Source organism: Flavobacterium nitrogenifigens, from assembly GCF_003254565.1.
Taxonomy (GTDB): Bacteria; Bacteroidota; Bacteroidia; order Flavobacteriales; family Flavobacteriaceae; genus Flavobacterium; species Flavobacterium nitrogenifigens.
This window is the reverse complement of the sequence record NZ_QJRI01000168.1, coordinates 37,435-61,679: the sequence shown is the minus strand read 5'-3', so window position 1 is coordinate 61,679 and position 24,245 is coordinate 37,435. Positions and strand designations below refer to the sequence as shown.

11 protein-coding genes are annotated in these 24,245 nt (G+C 35.6%); all 11 read left to right on the top strand.

What is annotated here, in order from left to right:
* Nucleotides 1–129: 129 nt before the first annotated feature.
* The 11 genes from DM397_RS06540 to DM397_RS06490 all read left to right on the top strand — a co-directional run bounded on the left by DM397_RS06540 (nt 130) and on the right by DM397_RS06490 (nt 24,032).
* A complete protein-coding gene (locus DM397_RS06540; RefSeq protein ID WP_239457809.1) occupies nt 130–1,563 on the top strand; it encodes a sialate O-acetylesterase in 1,434 nt (477 codons plus the stop codon).
* Between the two features lie 186 nt (nt 1,564–1,749).
* Nucleotides 1,750–4,077 (top strand): DUF5703 domain-containing protein, encoded by a 2,328-nt coding sequence (locus tag DM397_RS23785; protein WP_162615469.1) that lies wholly within the window; start codon nt 1,750–1,752, stop codon nt 4,075–4,077.
* A 15-nt stretch (nt 4,078–4,092) separates the two neighbouring features.
* Entirely contained in the window at nt 4,093–6,552 is a 2,460-nt protein-coding gene (locus DM397_RS06530) for a pectate lyase family protein (RefSeq protein WP_111376761.1), read from the top strand.
* 221 nt (nt 6,553–6,773) lie between these two features.
* On the top strand, nt 6,774–8,792 hold the full coding sequence (locus DM397_RS06525) for an aceric acid hydrolase (protein ID WP_111376760.1): 2,019 nt from the start codon (nt 6,774–6,776) through the stop codon (nt 8,790–8,792).
* A gap of 149 nt (nt 8,793–8,941) precedes the next feature.
* Complete coding sequence (locus DM397_RS06520; RefSeq protein WP_111376759.1) at nt 8,942–9,925, top strand: pectinesterase family protein; 984 nt, start codon at nt 8,942–8,944, stop codon at nt 9,923–9,925.
* A gap of 708 nt (nt 9,926–10,633) precedes the next feature.
* A complete protein-coding gene (locus tag DM397_RS06515) occupies nt 10,634–14,023 on the top strand; it encodes a SusC/RagA family TonB-linked outer membrane protein (RefSeq protein WP_111376758.1) in 3,390 nt (1,129 codons plus the stop codon).
* Nucleotides 14,024–14,041: 18 nt separating this feature from the next.
* Nucleotides 14,042–16,018 (top strand): RagB/SusD family nutrient uptake outer membrane protein, encoded by a 1,977-nt coding sequence (locus DM397_RS06510; RefSeq protein ID WP_111376757.1) that lies wholly within the window; start codon nt 14,042–14,044, stop codon nt 16,016–16,018.
* Nucleotides 16,019–16,122: 104 nt separating this feature from the next.
* Nucleotides 16,123–17,835, top strand: a complete 1,713-nt coding sequence (locus DM397_RS06505; protein WP_111376756.1) for a polysaccharide lyase — start codon at nt 16,123–16,125, stop codon at nt 17,833–17,835.
* A gap of 283 nt (nt 17,836–18,118) precedes the next feature.
* Nucleotides 18,119–18,808: a DUF3826 domain-containing protein gene (locus DM397_RS06500; RefSeq protein ID WP_111376755.1), complete on the top strand. Its 690-nt coding sequence runs from the start codon at nt 18,119–18,121 to the stop codon at nt 18,806–18,808.
* Nucleotides 18,809–18,851: 43 nt separating this feature from the next.
* A complete protein-coding gene (locus DM397_RS06495; RefSeq protein WP_111376754.1) occupies nt 18,852–20,558 on the top strand; it encodes a polysaccharide lyase in 1,707 nt (568 codons plus the stop codon).
* Between the two features lie 321 nt (nt 20,559–20,879).
* A complete protein-coding gene (locus tag DM397_RS06490; RefSeq protein ID WP_167511673.1) occupies nt 20,880–24,032 on the top strand; it encodes a DUF6298 domain-containing protein in 3,153 nt (1,050 codons plus the stop codon).
* The last annotated feature ends 213 nt before the right edge of the window (nt 24,033–24,245 follow it).

Sequence of the window (24,245 nt, the reverse complement as noted above, 5' to 3'; positions counted from 1 at the left end):
GAATGTATGTCGTTAGAAAAGATAAAAAAAAGCTCTGGAAGAGCGAAATATTTATAGAAACTAATTAGGAAGAGAATAGTTTAGCTCCAGCGGAGCGACACATCTTTTGTGAATTTAAAGAATAAAAGAATGAAGAATTTGAAACAAATTTTTGTTATTGTAATTGCATTTTTAGTGAGTTTTCAAATCAATGCCAAAATCAAACTGCCAGCATTGTTCACTGACAATATGATGTTGCAACAAAAATCAAACGTACCAATTTGGGGCTGGGCAGAAAAGAACGCCAATGTCGTAATCAAAACTTCGTGGGATGCTAAAACCTACAAAGTAAAGGCAGATGCTTCAGGAAAATGGAAAACAGAATTACAGACTTCCACTTTTGGCGGCCCATACACGATTGAAGTCTCGGAAGGAAACGAAAAAGTAACCATCAAAAATGTTTTACTGGGTGAAGTCTGGCTTTGTTCAGGGCAATCGAATATGGAGATGCCATTAAAAGGATTTCAAGGACAACCCGTTAAAAACGGAAATGAAATCATAGTAAGATCGACCAATAAAAACATTCATTTGATCACAATTCCAAGAGCAACAGTTTTGGAACCTTTACAAGATTTTGAAGGAAAATGGGAAGAAGCTTCTCCAAAATCGACTTCTAATTTTAGTGCAACAGCTTGGTATTTTGGTTCGCTTTTGCAGGAGGTTTTAAATGTTCCGGTTGGTTTGATTCATGTTTCTTACGGCGGTTCTAGCATGGAAGCTTGGATGAATCAGGAAATGCTGAAAGATTTTGCAAGCGCTAAAATCCCAACTACAAAAGAAGAATTGGCAAAAGATCCAAATCGTGTTCCAACAACTTTATTTAACGGAATGCTTTCTCCTGTAATTGGTTACGGAATCAAAGGCTGTATATGGTATCAGGGAGAATCAAATTACGAAAGGGCTTCTGAATATACCGCTTTAATGAAGAAAATGGTCAGCAGTTGGAGAACGTTGTGGAATCAGGGAGATTTCCCTTTTTATTACGCTCAGATTGCACCTTTCAATTATGCTTCATTTCATCCAAAAGATTATTTAGAAAAATACAATTCAGCTTATTTGAGAGAGGCGCAATTAAAAGCTTCAAAGGAAATTCCGAATTCAGCAATGGCAGTTTTAATGGATGTTGGGGAAGAAAACAACATTCACCCAATGGACAAGGAAAAAGGTGGAAACCGATTGGCTTTTCAGGCTTTAGCAAGAACGTACGGTATTGAAGGTTTCGAATTCGAAAGTCCGAAATACAAATCGATGGAAATAAAAGATGGTGCTGTAACAATTTCTTTTGATGATGTTGCAAACGGAATTACATCGTACGATAAAGAAGTTTTAGGTTTTGAAATAGCAGGAGCAGACAAAGTTTTTTATCCAGCGAAAACTGTGGTAAGAAGAAAATCTGTGGTTCTGACTTCTGATAAAGTAAAGAATCCAGTTGCTGTTCGTTATTTGTGGAAAGATTTCACGAAAGCGGAATTGTTTAGTGCAGGAGGATTGCCAGTTTCTTCATTTAGAACAGACGAATGGTAATTTAATGGTTAATGGTTAATTGTTAATTGTTAATGGTTAATTGTGAATTGACACCTAGTTTGTCATTCTGAGGAACGAAGAATCACACTCGTAAATCGACAAAGATTTAAGACATTCTATGCGAAGTTTCTAGTGTAATTCTTCGTTCCTCAGAATGACAAGTAAGACTAAAAAAAAACAGATAAATTGAAATACATAAAATACATACTTCTCTTCACAACGCTTTGCCTCAAAGCGCAAATTCCCATGCTTGATGATTACAACCAAGTGTGGAATACGCAAAGCAGTAATTCATCAGAATCTATGCCGTTGGGCGGCGGTGATATTGGTATGAATGTATGGGTAGAGAAAGGCGATTTGTATTTTTATTTTTCAAGAAGCGGCACTTTTGATGAACATAATACTTTATTGAAATTAGGTCGTGTAAAAGTTACTTTAACACCAAATCCATTTGAAGGAAAAGAAGGGTTTTATCAGGAATTGAAACTCAAAGATGGTTATGTTTTAGTTGGGCAAAATGACACTAAAATCAAACTTTGGGTGGACGTTTTTAAACCCATTATTCATGTTGATTTAGAAAGTAAAACTTCAATTAAAATGACAGCTTCTTATGAAAGCTGGCGTTATCAAAATCGTTATCCGAAAGGAAAAGAAAACAATGCCAATTCTTATAAATGGGCACCCCAAGGAGAACTTATTATGTATAAAGATTCTATTGCTTTTGAAAATAATGGAATCAAATTTTACCACAGAAACAGAGAAAATACCGTTTTTGATGTAGCCGTTAAACAGCAGAAAATGGAATCGGTTAAAGACCAAATGCTGAACCCGATTGCGAATTTGACTTTCGGCGGATTCATTAAAGGAGATAACTTAAAGCCAGATGGAACGTATCTTGGAAAATATGAGGATACCGATTTTAAAGGGTTTAATTTAACAAGCATAAAACCATCCAAAAAACATGCATTAGAAATTTATTTAAACACCGATCAATCTGATTTTTCTACTTGGAATAACGGATTGAAGAATTTGATTTCAGCCAATAAAAATACAGCGAAACAAGCCGAAAAAAACACTCAAAAATGGTGGAATAATTTCTGGAATCGTAGTTTTATTTTCACTCAAAAAAATCAATCGAATGCTAAAGATTCGGTTTATCAAATCGGACAAAATTATCAGTTGTTTCGATACATGCTCGGATGCAATGCGTACGGGAAATATCCAACGAAATTCAATGGCGGACTTTTTACGGTTGATCCCGTTTACACGAATAAAGACCTGAATTTTGCGCCTGATTTCAGAAATTGGGGTGGAGGAACGATGACGGCTCAAAACCAGCGATTGGTTTATTTTCCGATGGTAAAAAGCGGTGATTTTGATATGATGAAATCACAATTGGATTATTACGTAAGTCTTCAAAAAAATGCTGAATTAAGAAGCGAAGTTTACTGGAAACACAACGGAGCATCTTTCACAGAACAATTAGAAAACTTTGGACTTCCAAATCCAGCTGAATACGAATGGAAACGTCCCGCAGATTACGATCCGGGAATGGAATATAATGCGTGGCTGGAATATGAATGGGATACCGTTTTAGAATTCTGCCAAATGATGTTACAGCAAAAAGAATATGCTGGAGAAGACATTCAAAAATACAACCAATTCATCATTAGCTGTCTTCGTTTTTTTGATGAACATTATCAATATTTAGCCAAACAACGAGGCAGAAAAGCTTTGGACGGAAACGGGAAATTAATTCTTTTTCCGGGTTCGGGAGCAGAAACTTATAAAATGGCGAATAATGCCAATAGCACAATTTCGGCTTTACAAGTAATTACAGAAAGTCTTTTAAACCTTTCAGGGAATCAATTGTCAAAAGAAGACTCAGAATATTTAAAAGCATTTCAAACTAGGATTCCGCCTTTGAATTTTGGGCAGATTGAAAATCATAAAGTTTTACTTCCTGCTAAAACTTGGGAAAGAGTTAATAATTCGGAAGTTCCGCAATTGTATCCTGTTTATCCGTGGGGAATTTACGGTGTTGGAAAACCAGATTTAGAAACGGCTTTAAATACATGGAAGTACGATCCTGATGCTTTAAAATTTAGAAGTCATATTGGCTGGAAACAAGACAATATTTTCTCGGCTCGTTTGGGATTGACAGATGAAGCAGCAAAATACAATACCATGAAAATGGCGAATTCAGAGAGACGTTTTCCAGCATTTTGGGGACCCGGATTTGATTGGGTTCCAGATCATAATTGGGGCGGATCGGGAATGATTGGCATGCAAGAAATGCTTTTGCAGGAAGCAGACGGAAAAATCTATCTTTTTCCAGCGTGGCCAAAAGAATGGAATGTACATTTTAAATTACATGCGAAACAAAATACAACAATTGAAGCCGAACTCGTAAATGGCGAATTGAAGGTTTTAAAAGTGATTCCAGAAGAAAGAAAAAAAGACATTATAAATCTGCTAGGAAAATCTGAAGCAGAGAAAACGAAATTAAACTAACTATTACTAACAAAAATGATTAAGAAATTAATAAGTGGTGCTGTTTTGTCCATCCTTTTGACCACAAGCGGACAAGCACAATCAGTTCAAAATACTGATAAACAAATAGTAAAAGTTGACTTTGATTTTTTTCAAAGAAGACTAGAAGAAGTTCATGACCCAAGTTATGATTCGTGGGTAATTAATGAAGGAAAAGAAACCGAAAAATCATTTAATAATGTGTCATTTAAGCTAAAAGGGAACTTTACTTCAAAGTGGTATAAAGTTGGAATGAATGCTCCATTTTACAACAAATTAGGAAGTGACGGTTTGGTTACGGCAGAAAATTTAGAATTGAAAATCAGCGGATTGAAATCGGGAAAACATACGCTTTTAACTTTTCATAATGCTTTTGATGTCATTACAGGAAAAACTTTTTCTCCAATCAAAATCTATGTAAACGGAAAACTTCAGGAAACAGTAAATGCAAGTCAGAGAGCCAATGCTAAAATTGATGCTTCAATGGCTTACATTACTTTTAATGCTGAGAAAGGAAAAGATGTAATTGTTCGTTTTGAAATTGATTCTACTTCAAATCCTGATATCGTAAAACAGATTGTAATTAACGGTTTTGAAATTGATACGCCAAATTTGATGAATCAGGCCAGAACTCCAGAACCAAAAAACAGAGACGAACATGTTGAAGTGGGTAAAACTTTAACTCTAAAATGGGATGCTGTAAAAAACGTAGCATCGCATAAAATATATTTCGGTGAAGATAAAAATGCGGTAGAAAACGCAACTGAATCTTCAAAAGAATTTAAGGGAAAACTAACTGAGAAATCGTATTCAGTTTCTGATTTATACAGCGGAACAACGTATTACTGGAGAGTCGATGAAGTGGATAATAATGGCGAAGTTACATTAGGAAATGTTTGGTCGTTTAAACCTGCTCAATTGGCTTTTCCAGGTGCTGAAGGTTACGGACGTTACGCTGTTGGAGGTCGTGGCGGAAAAGTAATTGAAGTAACGAACTTAAATGACGATGGGCCAGGAAGTTTACGTGACGCCATCAATCAGGAAATTGGACCTAGAACGATTGTTTTTAATGTTTCGGGAAATATAAAACTGGCTTCGAGATTGGTGGCAAATCAGCCTTATATTACTATTGCAGGACAAACTGCTCCAGGCGAAGGAATTACAATCAGTAGAGCGCCAATTGGGTTGACAGGAAATGATGGTGTAATTCGATTTTTAAAAGTGAGAATCGGAGGCGGAACTACTTTTGACGGAATGGGATTAACGGGCGCTGATTATAGTATTATCGATCACTGCTCGATTAGCTGGACAATTGATGAATCGTTTAGTTCGCGTGGTGCGCATCATATCACTTTACAACGAACTTTAATTTCTGAAGCTTTAAACATTGCGGGGCATGATAAATATCCAGCTGGAAAAATGCACGGTTTTGCAGCTACAATTGGCGGTGATATTGGTAGTTTTCATCATAATTTATTAGCACATAATCAAGGTCGTAACTGGAGCATTGGTGGTGGCTTAAATGGTGACGGTTATTACACAGGAAGACTGGATATCACAAACAATGTGGTTTACAATTGGGGTGGAAGAACAACTGACGGAGGAGCAAACGAAGTAAATTTTGTAAACAATTTTTATAAACCAGGTGCTTCAACTACCATATTTGTGGCATTAAATGCGCAGCATGAAGGCGTGGGAAAAGGAATGCAACGTTATTATTTTAACGGAAACATTATGCCAGGTTATTTTGATGAGAAATCTCAGGATAAAGGCAGAAAATCTACTATAAGTCATAACGAGAAAGTAGAATATGAAACTTTCGTTGATAAACCATTTTTTCCTTCTTACGTAGAAACGCAATCAGCGAAAGCGGCGTATAAAAATGTACTTTCAGATGTTGGTGCCAATCAGCCGTTTTTTGACAAACACGATAACAGAATTGTAGATGAAACTCTTAAAGGAACTTTCACTTACAAAGGAAGTAAAAGCGGATTAGGCGGAATGATTGATAACGAACAAGATGCAGGAGGGTGGCCAAATTTTGCATCAGAAACTCGTCCTGCAGATTGGGATACAGATCATGACGGTTTGCCAAACTGGTGGGAAAAAGCTTTTGGTTTAAACGAAAATTCAAAAGCTGGAGATTTTTCAGATGCAAATCAGGATACAGACAAAGACGGATTTACGCAGTTGGATAATTATTTAGACTGGTTGGCTCAGCCTCATTATTTTGTGAATACTGGAGAGAAAAAAACTTTAAATGCTCCAGATTATTTTAAAGGCTATGAAAACAAACCAGTTTATACTTTCTCAGATCTTAAAAATGGAAAAGTAGTTTTAAAAGGAAAAGAAATTCAGTTTACAACCGTTGAAAAAGGATTCGCATCTTTCATCCTAACCGTAAAAGATGCAGACGGAGATTCAATGAGCAGAACCATTAATTTCTTTATTAAGTAAAATTAGTTAGCCACGAATTCACGAATAAATATCTTCAAAGATTATCCAAAATAATTCGCGAATTCGTGGCGGAAAAAATCTGAATAATCTGCTAAATCTGCGAGAGATTAATTTTTTCCCGCAGATTTGGCAGATCAAGCAGATAAAAAATCCGTTTTAATCCGCGTTTTGCCAAGGGCAATCCGTATTATCAGCGTTACAAAATCATCACAATTAAAAAAATGAAAAAGAACATCATTATATCCTCTTTATTTCTTTCAACCGTAATCTTTGCACAGAACAAAGGTTTAGTTGCGAATTCAGAAAGTCCGTATTCGAAATTACAAAGCGTCGGCCTGCAAGATGTAAAATGGACAAACGGTTTTTGGAAAGAACAATTTGATGTAGAAACCAAAAATACTTTGCCATACATGTGGGATTTGTATCATAACGATGAAGTTTCGCATGCTTACAAAAACTTCGAAATTGCAGCAGGTTTAAGCAAAGGAACTTTCAAAGGGCCTTCGTTTCATGATGGTGATTTCTATAAGATTTTTGAAGGAATGGCAGCAACGTATGCCGTTACAAAAGATAAAAAACTCGATGCCGAAATGGATAAAGCTATTGCGCTTTTCGCGAAAGTGCAGCGTAAAGACGGCTATATTCATACTCCGGTTTTAATTGATGAACGCTGGGGAACTTTAGGGCCAGAAGAAGTAAAAAAACAACTGGGTTTTGAGAAATACAATATGGGACATTTAATGACTGCAGCTTGTATTCATTATCGTGCCACGGGTAAAACAAACTTCTTGAACATCGCAAAAGGTGTTGCCGATTTCTTGTATGATTTCTACAAAAAAGCTTCACCAGAATTGGCTCGAAATGCGATTTGTCCGTCTCATTATATGGGAATTGTCGAAATGTATAGAACGACTAAAAATCCGAAATACTTAGAATTGGCTAATAATCTAATTGATATTAGAGGAACTACAAACGACGGAACCGATGATAATCAGGATAGAGTTCCGTTTAGACAGCAGACAACTGCAATGGGTCACGCCGTAAGAGCAAATTATCTTTACGCTGGAGTTGCTGATTTGTATGCCGAAACGGGAGAAAAGAAATTATTAGACAATTTAGAATCGATTTGGGATGATGTAACGTATCGTAAAATGTACATTACAGGTGGCTGTGGTTCTTTATACGACGGCGTTTCGCCAGACGGAACTTCTTATGATCCAACTGTAGTTCAGAAAATTCATCAAGCATATGGAAGACCTTTTCAATTGCCAAATGCAACGGCTCATACCGAAACCTGTGCTAATATTGGAAATGTATTATGGAATTGGAGAATGCTTCAAATTACAGGAGATGCCAAATATGCTGATATCGTTGAATTAGCATTATACAATAGCGTGCTTTCGGGAATGGATTTAGAAGGAGAAAAATTCCTTTACAATAATCCGCTGAATGTTTCAAATGATTTGCCATTTCATCAAAGATGGGGAAATGAACGTGAAGGGTATATTGCCTTATCCAACTGTTGTGCACCAAACGTAACCAGAACAATTGCTGAAGTTGGAAATTATGCTTACAATATTTCTAAAGATGGTTTGTATGTGAATTTATACGGAAGTAATCAATTGAAAACAAAATCTTTAAACGGAGAAGAAATCGAAATTGAACAGCAAACCAATTATCCGTGGGACGGGAAAATAACGTTGAAAATTGTAAAAGCGCCAAAAGATTTACAGAACTTCTTTTTGAGAATTCCGGGTTGGAGTCAGAATGCTGTAGTTTCGGTTAATAATTCGAAAATTACAGATAAAATCGTTTCGGGAACTTATTTGAAATTAAATCAAAAATGGAAAAAGGGAGATATTATTGAATTGAATCTTCCAATGCCAGTTGAATTAATGGAAGCGAATCCATTAGTAGAAGAAGTTAAAAATCAGGTAGCCGTAAAAAGAGGACCTTTGGTATATTGTTTAGAATCAGATCAGCTTCCTGCTAAAATAAGTGTTAATGATGTGGCTTTAAAAGTAAATTCGAAATTTGCTACGAATCCGTTTACATTAAATAATAGAAATTTAGTAAGCATTGATGCAGAAGCTGTTATAAATTCTAATAATTCATGGGATAAAACGTTATACAAACCGCTTTCTGCTAAAAATGAAAATACTGTACAAGTAAAACTGATTCCGTATTTTGCGTGGGGAAATAAAGGAAAAGGAGAAATGACGGTTTGGATGTCGCATTAAAATTATATATAGATTCCTATTTTTTTGTAGAGGCGCACTGCAGTGCGTCTACGCCATGTATATCAAAGATTGTGGTTACGTTGCGTTAGACGCACTGCGGTGCGTCTCTACAGATATACATTGTGTAAAAATTTTAAATATTAAAAACTATGAAATATATTCTGGCTTTATTTTTAATAACACTTTCACTATCAGCCCAAACGCTCGATAATAAACTTGCTGTAACCGTTGCTCAAGACGGTTCAGGAGATTTCAAAACGATTCAGGAAGCGGTGAATAATATAAAAGATAATTCAGAGAAACGTGTTGTAATTACTATAAAGCCTGGAAAGTATGTTGAAAAGTTAGAAATTCCTGCTTCAAAATCTTTCATTACTTTAAAAGGAATTGATAGAAGTAAAACCATTATTTCATTTGATGATTATTCTGGTAAACCACTCAGGGAACCAGATCCGTCGGGTAAAAAAGAATTTGGAACAGGAACTTCGTATTCTTTCATGATCAAAGGAAATGATTGTACGCTTGAAAATCTTACTGTCGAAAACACAGCAGGAAGAGTAGGGCAGGCAGTGGCGCTTCACATAACGAGTGATAGAGTTATTGTGAAAAATTGTAATCTTTTAGGAAATCAGGATACACTTTACTTATCAGAAGGAAATACAAGAACTTATTTCGAAAACTGCTTTATCAACGGAACAACCGATTTTATTTTCGGAGCTGCAACGGCTTATTTTTATAAATGTACAATAGAAAGTTTAGTGAATTCTTATATTACAGCGGCATCAACTCCGCAAGGGCAGGCTTATGGTTTTGTTTTTGTCGATTGTACGCTTACTGCAAAAGACAAATCGGTGGACAAAGTATTTTTAGGAAGACCTTGGAGACCCTATGCCCAAACTGTTTTTATCAATTCAGATTTAGGTTCGCACATTATTGCGGAAGGTTGGAATGCTTGGATTGACACTAGATTTCCAGATAAAGATAAAACAGCTTATTATGCCGAATTTGGAAGTAAAGGCTCGAGCGCAAAGTATATTTCGCAGCGCGTATCATGGTCGCATCAATTGAAGAAAGAAGATCTTAAAAAATACAATCGAGATTTAGTTTTAAACGGATGGAATCCGAATAAGTAGCGCAATAATTTTACCCAAAATAAGTAACCTTAAACAGGACAAAAATTTATTTTAACAAAAACCCGCTGACATCACTGTTTAGTGGGTTTTTTGCTGTTTTTTGGTTAGCAAAAAATGAATAGATTATCGTTTAAATTTTGTTGGTCAGAATTTACTTTTAAAAAATATTTTTTTTAGTAAAAATTATTCAAACTTTTTTTATGCTATCCTGTAAATGCCCTGTTTATCATTTTGTAAGTTTTTTATCGTGAAATAAATATACTTTTAGTATTTTTCTCTATCGTTTTCGTAAGAAAAGGGTATTTCATAAGCGCTTATTTATCAGTAAGTATACTGTTTAATTTTGCAGAATATATACTATATATTTGTTTTTGATATAAATCTTATTGTTTTTTCGTCAAAATGAGTTTGTAAATTTTCTTTTAAGCAAACATTTGTCTTAAATATTTAGGTTCATCTATTTTTTCCATTCGTTTTTTATTAATATTGTTTTTTTAGTCACATTTTTTTTGACATTCTGCGATTAAAACAGGATAGAGCAGGACGGTTCTCATGTATCATCGTCCTATTTTTGGAATATTAAAATAAATGTGTTTTAAACATTTAATAATCTTTAGTTAAGATTTCTTTAAATAAAGTTTTATTATAGTTGAGACATGTTTAAAACATGACTAACTAACATTAATAACCTAACCAAAAAAAACATTTATGAAACAAGCACTTATAAAAAGATGTAGTTTTCTTTTGTTTGCACTGATGAGTGTATTGAGTTATGCTCAAAATCAAGTTACAGTAACGGGAACTGTTACAGACAATTTAGGAGGATTATTGCCTGGAGTTAACGTAACTGAGAAATCTACTAAAAATTCGGTGACGACAGATTACAATGGAAAATATGAGATTAAAGTTAAAAATGGTGGAACTTTAGTTTTTTCTTTCATCGGAATGAAAAAGATTGAAATTCCACTTAATAATCGTTCGATCGTTAACGCAAAAATGGAAGACGATTTTAATCAATTAGAAAATATTGTTGTAGTTGGTTATGGTAGCCAGAAGAAAAAAGAACTTACCGGAGCAATTGCTACTATTAAGGCAGATGACTTAATGGATTTGCCTGTAACAAATTTGTCTGATGCATTAAAAGGATTAGTTCCAGGTGTTAATGTTACTAGTGGAACTGGTCGTCCTGGTGATGCGGGAAGTGTTCAAATTCGTCAAACTTTTAGTTTATCTAAAGATGGAGGTTTTAGTATTCCTTTGATTATCATTGACGATATGATTCAAGTTGATCCTAGTAATGGTAAGCCTACATTAGAGCAGTTTAATAGATTAGATCCTTCGGAGATTGAAAGTATTACGGTGTTAAAAGATGGTTCTGCTGCAATTTACGGTTCTCGTGCTTCTCAAGGAGCGATTGTGGTAAAAACGAAACGCGGTAAAGCGGGTAAAGCGAAATTTAGCTATAATAGCCAATTTGCAATAAATGATGCAGTTAGCCACAGTAAAGTGTTAGACGCTTATGAGTTTGGGGTTTTCAGTAATAGATTCTTTAAATCGAGAGTAGCGGCGCCTGCTGTTATTGACCCAGCTACAATATATTCTGATGCAGAATTGGAGCAAATGAAAGGTTTAGATTATAACTGGTTAAAAGAAGCTTGGAGACCAGCTATTCAGCAAAAACACTCTTTTAATGTAAGTGGAGGTAGTGAAGATATTACTTATTTTGCGGGTGCAACTTACTTGACACAAGATGCTAATTTAGGAAACCAGAAATATGATAAATGGAATTTCCGTACAGGAATCAATGCGAAAATTGCCAAGAATTTAGATTTTTCTGCTTCTGTTTCTGGTAATGTTGGAACAGTTGATAAATCATTCACTAAAGCATCATCAAATATTAGTGATGGTAGTTATGCTTCTGCGGCGGGTGGAGAACAAGCAGATTACGGATTCTTGCTACACATGCCACAACATGTGCCTTGGCAAACAACTGTAGATGGTAATCAATATTATGTTTCTCCTTTTCCTAATTCAAACAAAAATTTTGGAAGCGCAAATGCAAATAATAATATTGCAGGGTGGAACTATTTTGCCAATTTGAATAATGGTTCGCATCAAGTTACTGATGATAATACATTTAATGTAAATGCTTCATTGAATTACAAACTAGCCGCGGTTAAAGGTTTGTCTTTCAAGGTAACTTTTTCGAGAAATCAAAGTTCATCTTATACTGAGCAAATTCAATTGCCATATGATTTAGTTAGAATTAGAGATTATCAGCTTCAAGATAAACACTTAGCAAGTGCAGCAGATCCTAGTTTTTATGATTCGGCAACTAATCCGACAGGTAGTTATATTTTAGAAACAAACGTAAGAAACTCAAGAGTTTATTATAACAATACAAACGGTAAAAGTACTCAGGGAGATTTCCTTATTAATTATGACAGAACTTTTGGAGATCACCAAATTGGTGCAATGGTAGGTGGTGAAGCTTCTGAAGTATACAATACATTTACACGTTTGGCTTATGAGCAAACAGGTAAAGATTATTTAGGAGATTATCGTACAGCTGGTCAATTAAGCCTTTCTAACAGCCAGGCTACAAAAGTAGAAGGAGGAACATTATCTTACTTTGGACGTTTGAATTATAGCTATAAGCAAAAATATTTGTTCCAGTTTATTCTTCGTAGCGATGCTTCTACAAAATTTGCACCAGAGAATTATTGGGGAACTTTCCCATCTGTTCAATTGGGTTGGGTAATGTCTAAAGAAAGCTGGTTTGAAAAAAGTGTGCCATGGGTTGACTTCTTTAAAATTCGTTATTCTATCGGAAAAACAGGAAAAGATAATATTCAGCCTTGGAGATGGGAACAATATTATGATCTTATCGTAGACAAAGGGTTTCAATTTGGCCCTGGAACAGCTACAAGTGGTGGAGGATTTAATGGAAATGGTTTAACTCCTAGAGTAAATCCAAATAGAAATGCAACATGGGATACCACTATAAAAAACAACGTTGGAGTTGATATTAATTTGTTGAAAAACAGATTAAGCCTAACTTATGATTTCTATTACGATAAAAATAAAGACATGTTAACAGACATGAGTAGCGCTGTAGGTGTGCCAATTTCTGTGGGAGGAGCATATGCTGAACAAAACTATGGTCAAATTGATGCATGGGGACATGAAATTGCTATTAACTGGAGTGATAAGATAAAAAGTAATATGAGTTACAATATTGGAGTCAACTTTGCTTATAACAATAATGAAATCAAAAAGTATCCTGATCAAGGAAATCTTGTACCGTCTAGCAATACTACACGTGTAGGTTATTCAACGTTTAATCCTGTGTGGGGATTTGCAGTATGGAAAGGCACATCAACAGGAGATGGTATTTTACGTACAGATGAAGATATTGCAAACTATTGGGCGTATTTAACAGAGCGTGCTACAGCAGTTGGAGGAGTGCCAAGATATTTCGATATCAATTCTATGTCAGGTATGAGAAAAGGATCTTTAGCTTATCAGGATGTTGCAGGTCAACTTAATCCAGATGGAACTTTGGCACCGGCAGACGGACAAATCATGAAAGAAAATGATTATGTGAAATTAGCAAACAGCAGTAGAACTTATAATATTGTAACAAACTTAGGTTTCAAATATGATGCATTTTCTTTAAGAACTCAAATATCAACTTCTTGGGGTGGTGCTACTTTTGTAGATTTAGTAAATCAAGGTACATCATCTGCAAACAATATGTGGTCTCGAGAAAGCTTCTGGAGTGATATGTATGGCGATGATAATCCAAATGGTAAATATCCAAACGTAGCGCAATGGACATACATGTCAAGTCCATCAGATTTTTGGCAGGTAAATACTTTCCGTTGTTTTGTAAGAAACTTAAGTCTTAATTATGATATTCCGAAGAAAGTTTTTGCAGATACAAAAATTTCTGGCATCACATTGGGTGTAACAGGTAATAATCTTTGGGATCTATACAATCCTTATCCAGATCATTATAGAAATATGTATGATAATTCTTCTGTAAATTATCCTACACTTAGAACTTGGTCGCTTAATTTTAACGTATCATTCTAATCAAAATTAAAAGAAATTATGAAAACACCATTTAAATATATAACGTTATCACTATTGCTTGCAGTAGGCGCTGCCTCTTGTAGTGATGATTTTCTAAAGGATAAGAAAGGTTATGGTTTTTACGATGATACTTTCTACCAAACCCAAGAACGTGTACAAGCTTACGTAGATAATCAATATTATGATTTTTATAATGCTTATAAGTCACCAACTGCTACTATTATTGGCTCTTATACCGATACAAATTCTAGATTGACAGAAGAAATAGGAGGAACGCAGGATTTTATCAATCCGAACAAGACACTTATTAACGCTGCTGATGCAAGTGGTTATTATGGAGCAAAATTAGCGACTAGTATTAATAACCATCCTTACAATAGAATTAGAGAATGTAATGCCTTTTTAGAAGATGTAGATGTAAAAGGTGCAAATTTGGATAAAACATTTCGTGATCAGTCAAAAGGACAAATGTATTACCTGCGCGCTATGCAGTACTTTGATTTAATGCGTGTTTATGGAGGCGTTCCTATTGTAACGACTGTTCAAGATGCATCGGCTACTGATCCTTCAATTCAGTTACCTAGAGCAAAAGTTTCTGAAGTTGTGGCACAAATTGTTAGTGATTTAGATATGGCTGCAAGTTTATTGCCTAGAAACTGGGGAGCTGCAGCTTACGGACGCTTTACTAAAGGAGCTGCGATGGCTCAGAAATCGAGAGTACTTTTAACATTTGCTAGCCCTTTATTTAATAAAAACTGGGACGGTTCAAATGAACGTTGGGAAGCAGCTTTGAAAGCAGGATTGGAAGCAGAAGCTCAATTGACTGCTGACGGGTATGGATTATATGGAAGCAATGCAAAACAATGGGAACAAATGTTCTTGATTGATAATGCTTTCTGTTCAGAAGCAATCACAGTACAGCTTTGCGGATTTGGTGTTACTTCTCAAGCAATTAATAACTCTTGGGAAAAAGGAATTCGTTTATTGAGTTTAGGAGGAACAGGTGGAGGAGTTGCTGCTCCAAAAGAAATGATTGATTTATTTCCGATGGCAGATGGTCGTAGACCAACTGCAGCAAATGGCTACAACGATTTTACTTTCTTTCTTAACAGAGATCCTAGATTTTATAGAACTTTTGCCTTCTCTGGTTCCAAATGGGGAAGCAAAGAAACGCCAAATAGTGTTCTTTGGGCTTACCGTTGGTTGGATGGTTCAAATAAAGCAGGATTTTCAGATGGGAATACTGCAATATCAAGCCCTGCTTTCGTAAGAAAAATGACTAATACCGCCGCTAGTAAAGAAACTAACTTCCAGTATTCTGGGACAGATATTTTTGAATATCGTTACGCTGAATTATTATTGAATATTGCAGAATGTTATGCCGCTTTAGGGCAAACAAACAATACTTTAAATTATTTAGGTAAAATCAGAAATCGTGTTGGTATACCAGCTGCAAATAATTATGGAATTGGTACATTATCAGATAAATATCAAGCCATTGAAGCGGTTTTATATGAAAGAAGAGTAGAATTAGCCTACGAAGGAAAACGTTTTTGGGATGTTCAAAGATGGATGCTATATGATAATGAAGTTCTTCCTGGAGTTGTAGGCGGTACTGTTAGTAAATTAGGTTTAACACCAATTAACGGAACAAAACGTACTGGTAACTTTTTGCAATATAAAAATACTGCAAGTTCTACAAGTACAGATCCTCTTGCGACAGATCGTCAAAATTTAGTTGCTGATCCAGATGCGGCAAATTTCCAAACTCAATTAACAACGTTGGCTGCATTTTATGAGGCAAACTTTATTCGCACAGCATTAGTTACGCCTATGGATAACTTTAATGGAGCACCTGTTAATATCAAATTCAATCCAAACTATTATATTAATGGTTTAAATACAACAGCTTTAACATCAAATCCATGGTTGTTACAAACGATTGGTTGGAATGATAACTTTGGTGGACTTGGAACTTTCAACTACCAAGAATAAATTTAACTATTAAGAAACAGAATTTTATATCAAGCTTTTCACCTGTATTCGTCAAAAGATACAGGTGATTTGTTTAAAAAGAATTACCACAACTAGAAATTAACATGAAAAATTCCGCATTATTTATCGCATCATCTCTGCTTTTTTTAGGAAGTGCAAAATGTTTTGCTCAATATCCTAAGATAAGTCCAGAAGTTCAGGCTCAGGAAAAAGCTATCAAAGAAGAAGCTCAAAGACTTTCTGATGAAGCTTGGACAAAAGCTTTAGTTGTTATTGAAGAAGAAGCAAAACATGGAAAACCTTACATTCCGTGGGCAGCAAGACCAACTGATTTACCACAGGCAGAAATTCCTGCTTTCCCAGGTGCTGAAGGTGGAGGAATGTACACATTTGGGGGTCGTGGTGGAAAAGTTTACACAGTAACAAGTCTTGAAGACCGTGGACCAGGAACATTGCGTGAAGCTTGCGAGCAAGGGGGAGCGAGAATAGTGGTATTTAATGTTGCTGGAATTATTAGATTAAAAAGTCCGTTGATTATTCGTGCACCTTACATTACGATTGCAGGTCAGACTGCTCCTGGTGATGGTGTTTGTATTGCAGGAGAATCAACTTGGATTGATACGCATGATGTAATTATTAGACACGTACGTTTCCGTCGTGGAGAAACTTTCGTAGGTCGTCGTGATGACGCTATTGGAGGAAATCCTGTTGGAAATATCATGATCGACCACGTTTCTGCAACTTGGGGATTAGACGAAAATATGTCAATTTACAGACACATGTACAATCCGGGACCAGGTTATCCAGACATCAAAGTGGGAACAGTAAATATTACCATCCAAAATAGTTTATTCGGAGAAGCTTTAGATACTTATAATCACGCTTTTGGAAGTACTTTAGGTGGAGAAAATTGTTCTTTCATGAGAAACATGTGGGCTAACAATGCAGGAAGAAACCCTTCTATTGGGTGGAATGGAATTTTTAATTTTGTAAACAACGTAGTTTTCAATTGGTACAACAGATCTACAGATGGTGGAGATTACACTGCAAACTACAACATCATCAACAATTTCTACAAACCAGGTCCAGTAACCGATTTAACACAGCCAATTAGCTACAGAATCTTAAAACCAGAATCAGGAAGAAGTAAATTACCTTATATGGTTTTTGGTCGTGCTTATGTAAACGGAAATGTTGTAAATGGAAACGAAAAAGTAACTAAAGACAACTGGGATGGTGGAATTCAGTTAGAAAATAAAAAAGGGGAATTAATGACTTACGATGAAGCAAAAGAATACTTTGCTAAAATGAAAGCAGTTAAACCTTTCCCAATGCCTTGGTTCAACAAATTTATGACTGCTGAAGAGTCTTATGAATTTGTACTTAAAAATGTTGGGGCAACGCTTCCAATTAGAGATAAAGTTGACGAAAGAATCGTAAGAACGGTAAAAACTGGAGTTCCAGAATATGCAAAAGGATTAGAGAAAAAGACCTTCTACCAATTCGAACACAGACGTTTACCGATGGATTCTTATAAAAAAGGAATTATCACTGATATTTCGCAAGTTGGAGGATATCCTGAATATAAAGGAAAACCTTATGTAGATACAGACAAAGACGGAATGCCGGATGCATGGGAGAAAAAATACGGTTTAAACCCGAACGACCCATCTGACGCACAAGGAGATTTGAACGGAGATGGTTATTCTAACATTGAAGATTATATCAATGGTGTAAATCCTGCAATAAAAGTGGATTGGAAAGATTTGGCTAATAACAAAGAAACATTAGTTAGACCTTTATTAGATTTAAAATAAGAAACAATTTTTGAAACATTCTTGTTTCATAGTAAACAAGAATGTTTTTAAAAAAGAGCCTGAAGGGCTCAAAGCACTAACATAGGACAACGTCCTATGTATAAAATGAAAGAAAAAGCCCTGAAAGGGCGAAAGCAATTAATGGTGTGCTGCTTGTAAAGACTTACGCCCTTTCAGGGCTATGTCTATATGAATTGTGAGTCATAGGATTTTATCCTATGGTGTTGCTTAAAGGCCGTTGGCCTTATGATTGAGTTAAAAAATAACTAAAAAAAGAAAGACAATGGCACTAAATAAATTAAATGCAGGTTTATTATCGCTGGTTTTTGCCTTTTCAACTTTAAATGCGCAACAGCATTTAGATCCTGAATATGTAAAAGTTACTAACGAAAGAGCTGCAAAAATCGTTACCAAATTAGATTTGAAAAACGAAGCAAAAGAAAAAGCAGTTTCAAATATCATCGCGCAGCAATTCAGAGATTTAACTGAAATTCAAGATGGAAGAGATGCTGAAATTAAAAAAGTAAAAGAAGACACCTCTTTAGCAAAAGAAAAGCAAAACGAGAAAATTGATAAACTGAAAGCAAAGGCAGACGAATCAATTGCAAAACTGCATAAATCTTACATCAAAAAATTAAGTAAAGAATTATCAGAAGACAAAATCACTGAGGTTAAAGACGGAATGACTTATGGTGTGCTTCCAATTACAGTGGCAGGTTACAACGACATGCTTCCAAATTTAACAGCAGAACAAAAAGATTATATCTACAAAGCTTTAGTTGAAGCCAGAGAACATGCAATGGACGCAGGTTCTTCTAAAGAAAAACATGGCTGGTTTGGTAAATACAAAGGGAGAATCAACAACTATTTATCAAAACAAGGTTATGATCTAAATAAAGAAAGCAAAGATTGGCACGAACGTGTTGAACAAAGAGAGAAAAACAAAACAAAAGATTCTACTGCAAAAGAATAATCTCTTAAAAACTAACTACTATTAACTAGACCACACAATTCAAATGCAAAATATTTTTCCCAACCGTACTTTAAAAAGAACATTCATGACTTTGTCATTTTGTTCGCTTATGTCATCGGCGTATGCCCAATATCCTGTAATTCCTAAAGATGTTCAAGCAAAAGCGGATGCGGTTTTAGCTGATGAAGAAAAAAGGTTAAGCGAAATCTGGAATGCTAATCTTCATGTAATAAAAGAAGAAGCAAAACAAGGAAAACCTTATTTACCTTGGGCTTCTTATCCAAAAGATTTTGTTTTTGCTGATATTCCTGCTTTTCCAGGTGCTGAAGGCGGTGGCGCATATACACAAGGCGGTCGTGGCGGAAAAATATTTGTCGTGACAAGTTTAGAAGACAGTGGAAAAGGAACTTTCCGTGAAGCCTGTGAAGCTGTTGGAGCAAGAACAATTGTTTTCAATGTTTCAGGAATTATCCGCTTAAAAAAGAGAATCAGCATGCGTGCGCCTTACGTAACTATCGCTGGGCAAACTGCTCCGGGTGACGGAATTTGTATTGCGGGAGAAACTTTAGAAATAGACACACACGACGTTATCATCAGACACATGCGTTTCAGACGCGGGGAAACTGAAGTTGCGAGAAGAGACGATGCGTTGGGTGGAAATCCAATGGGAAATATCATCGTAGATCACTGTTCGGTAAGCTGGGGATTAGACGAAAATATTTCATTATACAGACATCAGTTTGCTGCTAATGCAAAATCGAAATTAGAAAAACTTCCGGCTTGTAATATCACGATTCAAAACACGATTTCGTCAGAAGGTTTAGACACGTATAATCATGCCTTCGGAAGTACAATCGGCGGATTGAATAGTACTTTTATGCGCAACTTATGGGCCGACAACATTTCTAGAAATGCTTCTATCGGAATGTATGGCGACTTTAATTTTGTGAATAACGTAGTATTTAATTGGTGGAATCGTACACTTGATGGTGGTGATTATCGTTCGATGTTAAACATCATCAACAATTATTTCAAACCTGGACCAATAACGCCACAAAACGAGCCTATTGCACATAGAATCGTAAAACCAGAATCAGGATATATTGAACCAAAACAATACGGAAGAGCCTATGTTTCAGGAAACTTTATTGTTGGTTCACCTGAAGTTACAGCGGATAACTGGAATGGTGGAGTACAATTGGAAAATCTTCCAGAAGCGGAAACGGCAGCATTTTTAGCGGCAATCAAACAGCCAAAACCTTTTTCAATGCCAAAGTTTAATATCATGTCGGCAGAAGAAGCTTACGATTTTGTTTTGACGAATGTTGGAGCAACAATTCCGAAAAGAGATGCAGTTGACGAAAGAATTATTAAGCAGGTTAAAACTGGAAAAATCGAAGTAAAAGACGGTTTAGAAAATAATATCGGAAAAGAATATATCAAAAGAAGATTACCAGCTGACTCTTATAAAAAAGGAATCATTACACACCCAGATCAAGTTGGCGGATATCCAACTTACAAAGGAAAAGCCTATAAAGATTCAGACAATGATGGAATTCCAGATGCTTGGGAGAAAAAATATGGTTTAAATCCAAACGATGCTTCAGATGCCAATAAAGATGCAAATGGAGACGGATATACCAACATCGAAAAATATTTTAATGGAATCGATCCAAATAGCAAAACAGATTGGACGAAAACGGAAAACAATACGGATACTTTAGCGAAGCTGAAATCATTGTTGCAGTAGGTAAGTATTCTCAAAGCAAACCTGACAGGTTTTTAAAACCTGTCAGGTTTAAGCACACAAAGAATATCCATCTAGTTTGTCATTTCGACGAAGGAGACCCGAGCGATAGCGAATTGGCGAAGCAAATCTCCACAAGAAACTCCGCAAAGTATATCAATCTTTGTCGATTTAGCAACGAAGATTTATTTCATCCGTTCGCTATCGCTCGGGTCTCCTTCGTCGAAATGACAAGATTGGAGAAAATAGGATTTTATAAATTTATTGTTCCTTAAAAGGTTAATTTTAAGAATCTAAACTCTGAAATTTAAATTAAGAAAAAAAGTGAATTTCGATCAATTAAAAAATATCGTTTCTTCTTTCAAAAACACATTTTCTTTAATGTGTATTGCTTTGTGTATTAGCGGAAACATTACAGCCCAAAACAATTTCCCAGACATTATCAAAACCAAAGAAGGAAAACTTTCTTTCACAACCGATAATCAAGGAAACCAAATCCCAGATTTTTCTTTTGCAGGATATAGAAACTCTGAAGTTGCCATTCCGAATCTAGACAACAAAATTTTTGTTTCGAAACAAGAAGAAGATGCAACGCAGAAAATCCAAAATGCAATTGATTATGTCAGTGCATTAAAACCAGATAAATCAGGTTTTCGTGGAGCAGTGTTGTTAGACAAAGGAACTTTCAAAATCAGCGGAACATTATACATTAGAAAATCGGGAGTTGTTTTAAGAGGAAGCGGTAATGCCGAAAATGGAACTGTACTTTTAGGAACAGGATTAGAAAGAGAAGCTTTAATTAGAATTTTAGGCGTAAACGATAAAGTGTATAAAGATTCATTTGAATTTGCAAACGCTTACACACCACTTGGAACGCAGAAAATTCAGTTAAAAAACACTTCAAAATTAAAAGTTGGCGATGAAATCGAAATCAGCAAACCTTTAACGGATAATTTCATTAAAGAAGTAAACATGCAAGATTTCGGTGGAGAAACTTCTTGGATCGGATGGAAAAAAGGTGATTGGACGACAACTTGGAATCGTGTCGTAACCAAAATAAACGGAAACGAAGTAACGGTAAACGCTCCAATTACAATGTCTTTAGATGATGTTTTTGGAACTTCAAAAGTAACGGTTTATTCTTGGCAGGGAAGAATTGAAAATACTGGAATTGAAAATATCTTAATTAAATCAACTTACAATCCTTCAAACTTAAAAGACGAAGAACATCGTTGGCAAGCAATCAGCATTGAAAGCGCTAGAAATGCTTGGGTAAAACAAGTTAATTTTAAACACTTTGCGGGCGGAGCTGTTACGATTTTAAAAACAAGTCAGCAAGTTACAGTTGAAGATTGTATTGCAACTGAACCAATTTCTGAAATAGCTTCATTTAGAAGACATACTTTTTATACCGAAGGTCAGCAGACCCTTTTCCAACGCTGTTATTCAGAATTTGGATATCATGATTTCGCTGTAGGCGGATTCGGAACAACTGGACCAAATGCTTTCGTACAATGCGAATCGCATTTGCCATTCGAAAACAGTGGCGCAATCGGGAGTTGGGCTACTGGAGTTTTATTTGACATTGCCAATATCGACGGAAAAGCATTAAGCTATAACAACAGAGAACAAGGTGGAAGAGGCGCAGGATGGACAGCTGCTAATTCTGTAATCTGGGAATCATCAGCTTCAAAAGTAGAATGTTATAGTCCGCCAACAGCACAGAACTGGGCTTTTGGAGTTTGGGGACAATTTGGTGGAAACGGACACTGGAAAAACGTAAACGAACATATCAGTCCAAGAAGTTTATTCTATACGCAGTTAGAAGCTAGATTAGGAAAACTTCCAGTTCAGCCATTTATCTATGATTTAGGTTCTGAAGCTTCTTCAAGTCCGAGTGTAGAAGTTGCTGCAGAATTGACTAAAAACGCTGCTACAACGGCAAAAAGTTTACAAGAATTGATTGCAGAAGCTTCAAAAGCAAATCCGATTAATACAGACAGTAAAGGTTTAAAAAATGCAAACGATTTAAAAGTTGCATCAAATAAAACAGAAAAATCAACTTCTAAAGTAACTACAGAAAATGGCTGGTTAACTTTTGAAGGAAAAGTAATCGCAGGAAAACAAACTAACGTTGCTTGGTGGAGAGGGGATTTAAGCGATGATTTCGTAAACAAATCAACACCACATATCACTCGTTTTGTTCCAGGAAGAACAGGAAACGGATTGACTGATAAAGTGCAAGAAACAGTAGATTATTTAACTAAAAATAATATCGTTGCCTTAGAGCACAATTACGGTTTATGGTACGACAGAAGAATGGACGATCATGAACGCGTACGCCGAATTGATGACGATGTTTGGCCACCGTTTTACGAACAGCCTTTCGCAAGAAGCGGAAAAGATTTTGCTTGGGATCATTTAAGCAAATACGATTTAACAAAGTTCAACGATTGGTATTGGAGCCGTTTAGCTCAGTTTGCAACATTAGCAGAACCAAACGGACAACTGTTAATCAATCAGCAATATTTTCAGCACAACATTTTAGAAGCCGGAGCGCACTGGGCAAGTTCACCTTGGCGTTCAGCAAATAATATCAACAGTACAGGATTTCCTGAGCCACCGCCTTATGCAGGAGACAAACGTATTTTTATGGCGGAGCAGTTTTACGATATTACCAATGCTCAAAGAAGAAAATTACATGAAGGTTTCATCAGAAGATCATTCGAAAACTTTCAGGAAAACAGTAATGTAATTCAGTTAACAAGTGCCGAATATACAGGTCCGTTACATTTTATGGAATTTTGGTTAGACCAAGCTCAAAAATGGAAAGACGAAACGGGCAAAAAAGGATTAATTGGTTTAAGTGCGACAAAAGACGTTCAGGATGCTATTTTAAATGATGTTAAAAGAAATAAAACCGTTGATGTAATCGATATTCGTTATTGGTATTACAAAGAAGACGGCTCAGCTTATGCACCGCAAGGAGGCGTAAATTTAGCACCAAGACAGCACGCTAGAAAACTGAAAACTGGAAAAGAAACGGATAATCAGGTATATCGCGCCGTTCGTGAATACCGAGAAAAATATCCTGAAAAAGTTATTTTATATTCAACAGACGGTTCTTCAAGATTCGGATGGCCTGCTTTAATGGCGGGAGCTTCATTGCCAAACATTCCGAAAATCGAATTGCCTCAGTTTTATTCCGCTTTAAGCGAAATGAAATTAGTTGACGGAAATACGTTTTCAGACAATCTTTGGAAATTAGAAAACAAAGGAAAAAGCTATCTTTTTTATTTCAAAAACGATCAAGATATCACAATCGATTTAGCAAACGAAAAAGGAACATTTGAAGTATTTGCAATCAATGCTTCAACAGGAAATATAACCAAAAAAGCCAACATCAGTGGAGGAAAACAAATAACGATTCCACAAGCCGAAATAAAAGAAAAAGTGCTTTTTGTAGTAAAAAAATAAAAGTTTTAATAGCCACGAATTCACGAATTAATTTTGAGAAGTATTAAATCTGCTTAATTTCTCAAATCTGCGAGAGAAAAATTTCACACAGATTTAAGCAGATTCAGCAGATTTTATAAAATTTAGATCTGCGTAAATCTGCCAAAATCAGTAAAATCTGCGTGAAATAAAAAACACAAAGATTATAAAAAAAATAATTCGTGAATTCGTGGC

Coding starts and splice junctions, on each gene's coding strand:
- DM397_RS06495 (WP_111376754.1), top strand. CDS start 18,852: ATGCAAAATATTTTTCCCAACCGTACTTTAAAAAGAACATTCATGACT.
- DM397_RS06530 (WP_111376761.1), top strand. CDS start 4,093: ATGATTAAGAAATTAATAAGTGGTGCTGTTTTGTCCATCCTTTTGACC.
- DM397_RS06520 (WP_111376759.1), top strand. CDS start 8,942: ATGAAATATATTCTGGCTTTATTTTTAATAACACTTTCACTATCAGCC.
- DM397_RS06500 (WP_111376755.1), top strand. CDS start 18,119: ATGGCACTAAATAAATTAAATGCAGGTTTATTATCGCTGGTTTTTGCC.
- DM397_RS06510 (WP_111376757.1), top strand. CDS start 14,042: ATGAAAACACCATTTAAATATATAACGTTATCACTATTGCTTGCAGTA.
- DM397_RS06525 (WP_111376760.1), top strand. CDS start 6,774: ATGAAAAAGAACATCATTATATCCTCTTTATTTCTTTCAACCGTAATC.
- DM397_RS06505 (WP_111376756.1), top strand. CDS start 16,123: ATGAAAAATTCCGCATTATTTATCGCATCATCTCTGCTTTTTTTAGGA.
- DM397_RS06540 (WP_239457809.1), top strand. CDS start 130: ATGAAGAATTTGAAACAAATTTTTGTTATTGTAATTGCATTTTTAGTG.
- DM397_RS06515 (WP_111376758.1), top strand. CDS start 10,634: ATGAAACAAGCACTTATAAAAAGATGTAGTTTTCTTTTGTTTGCACTG.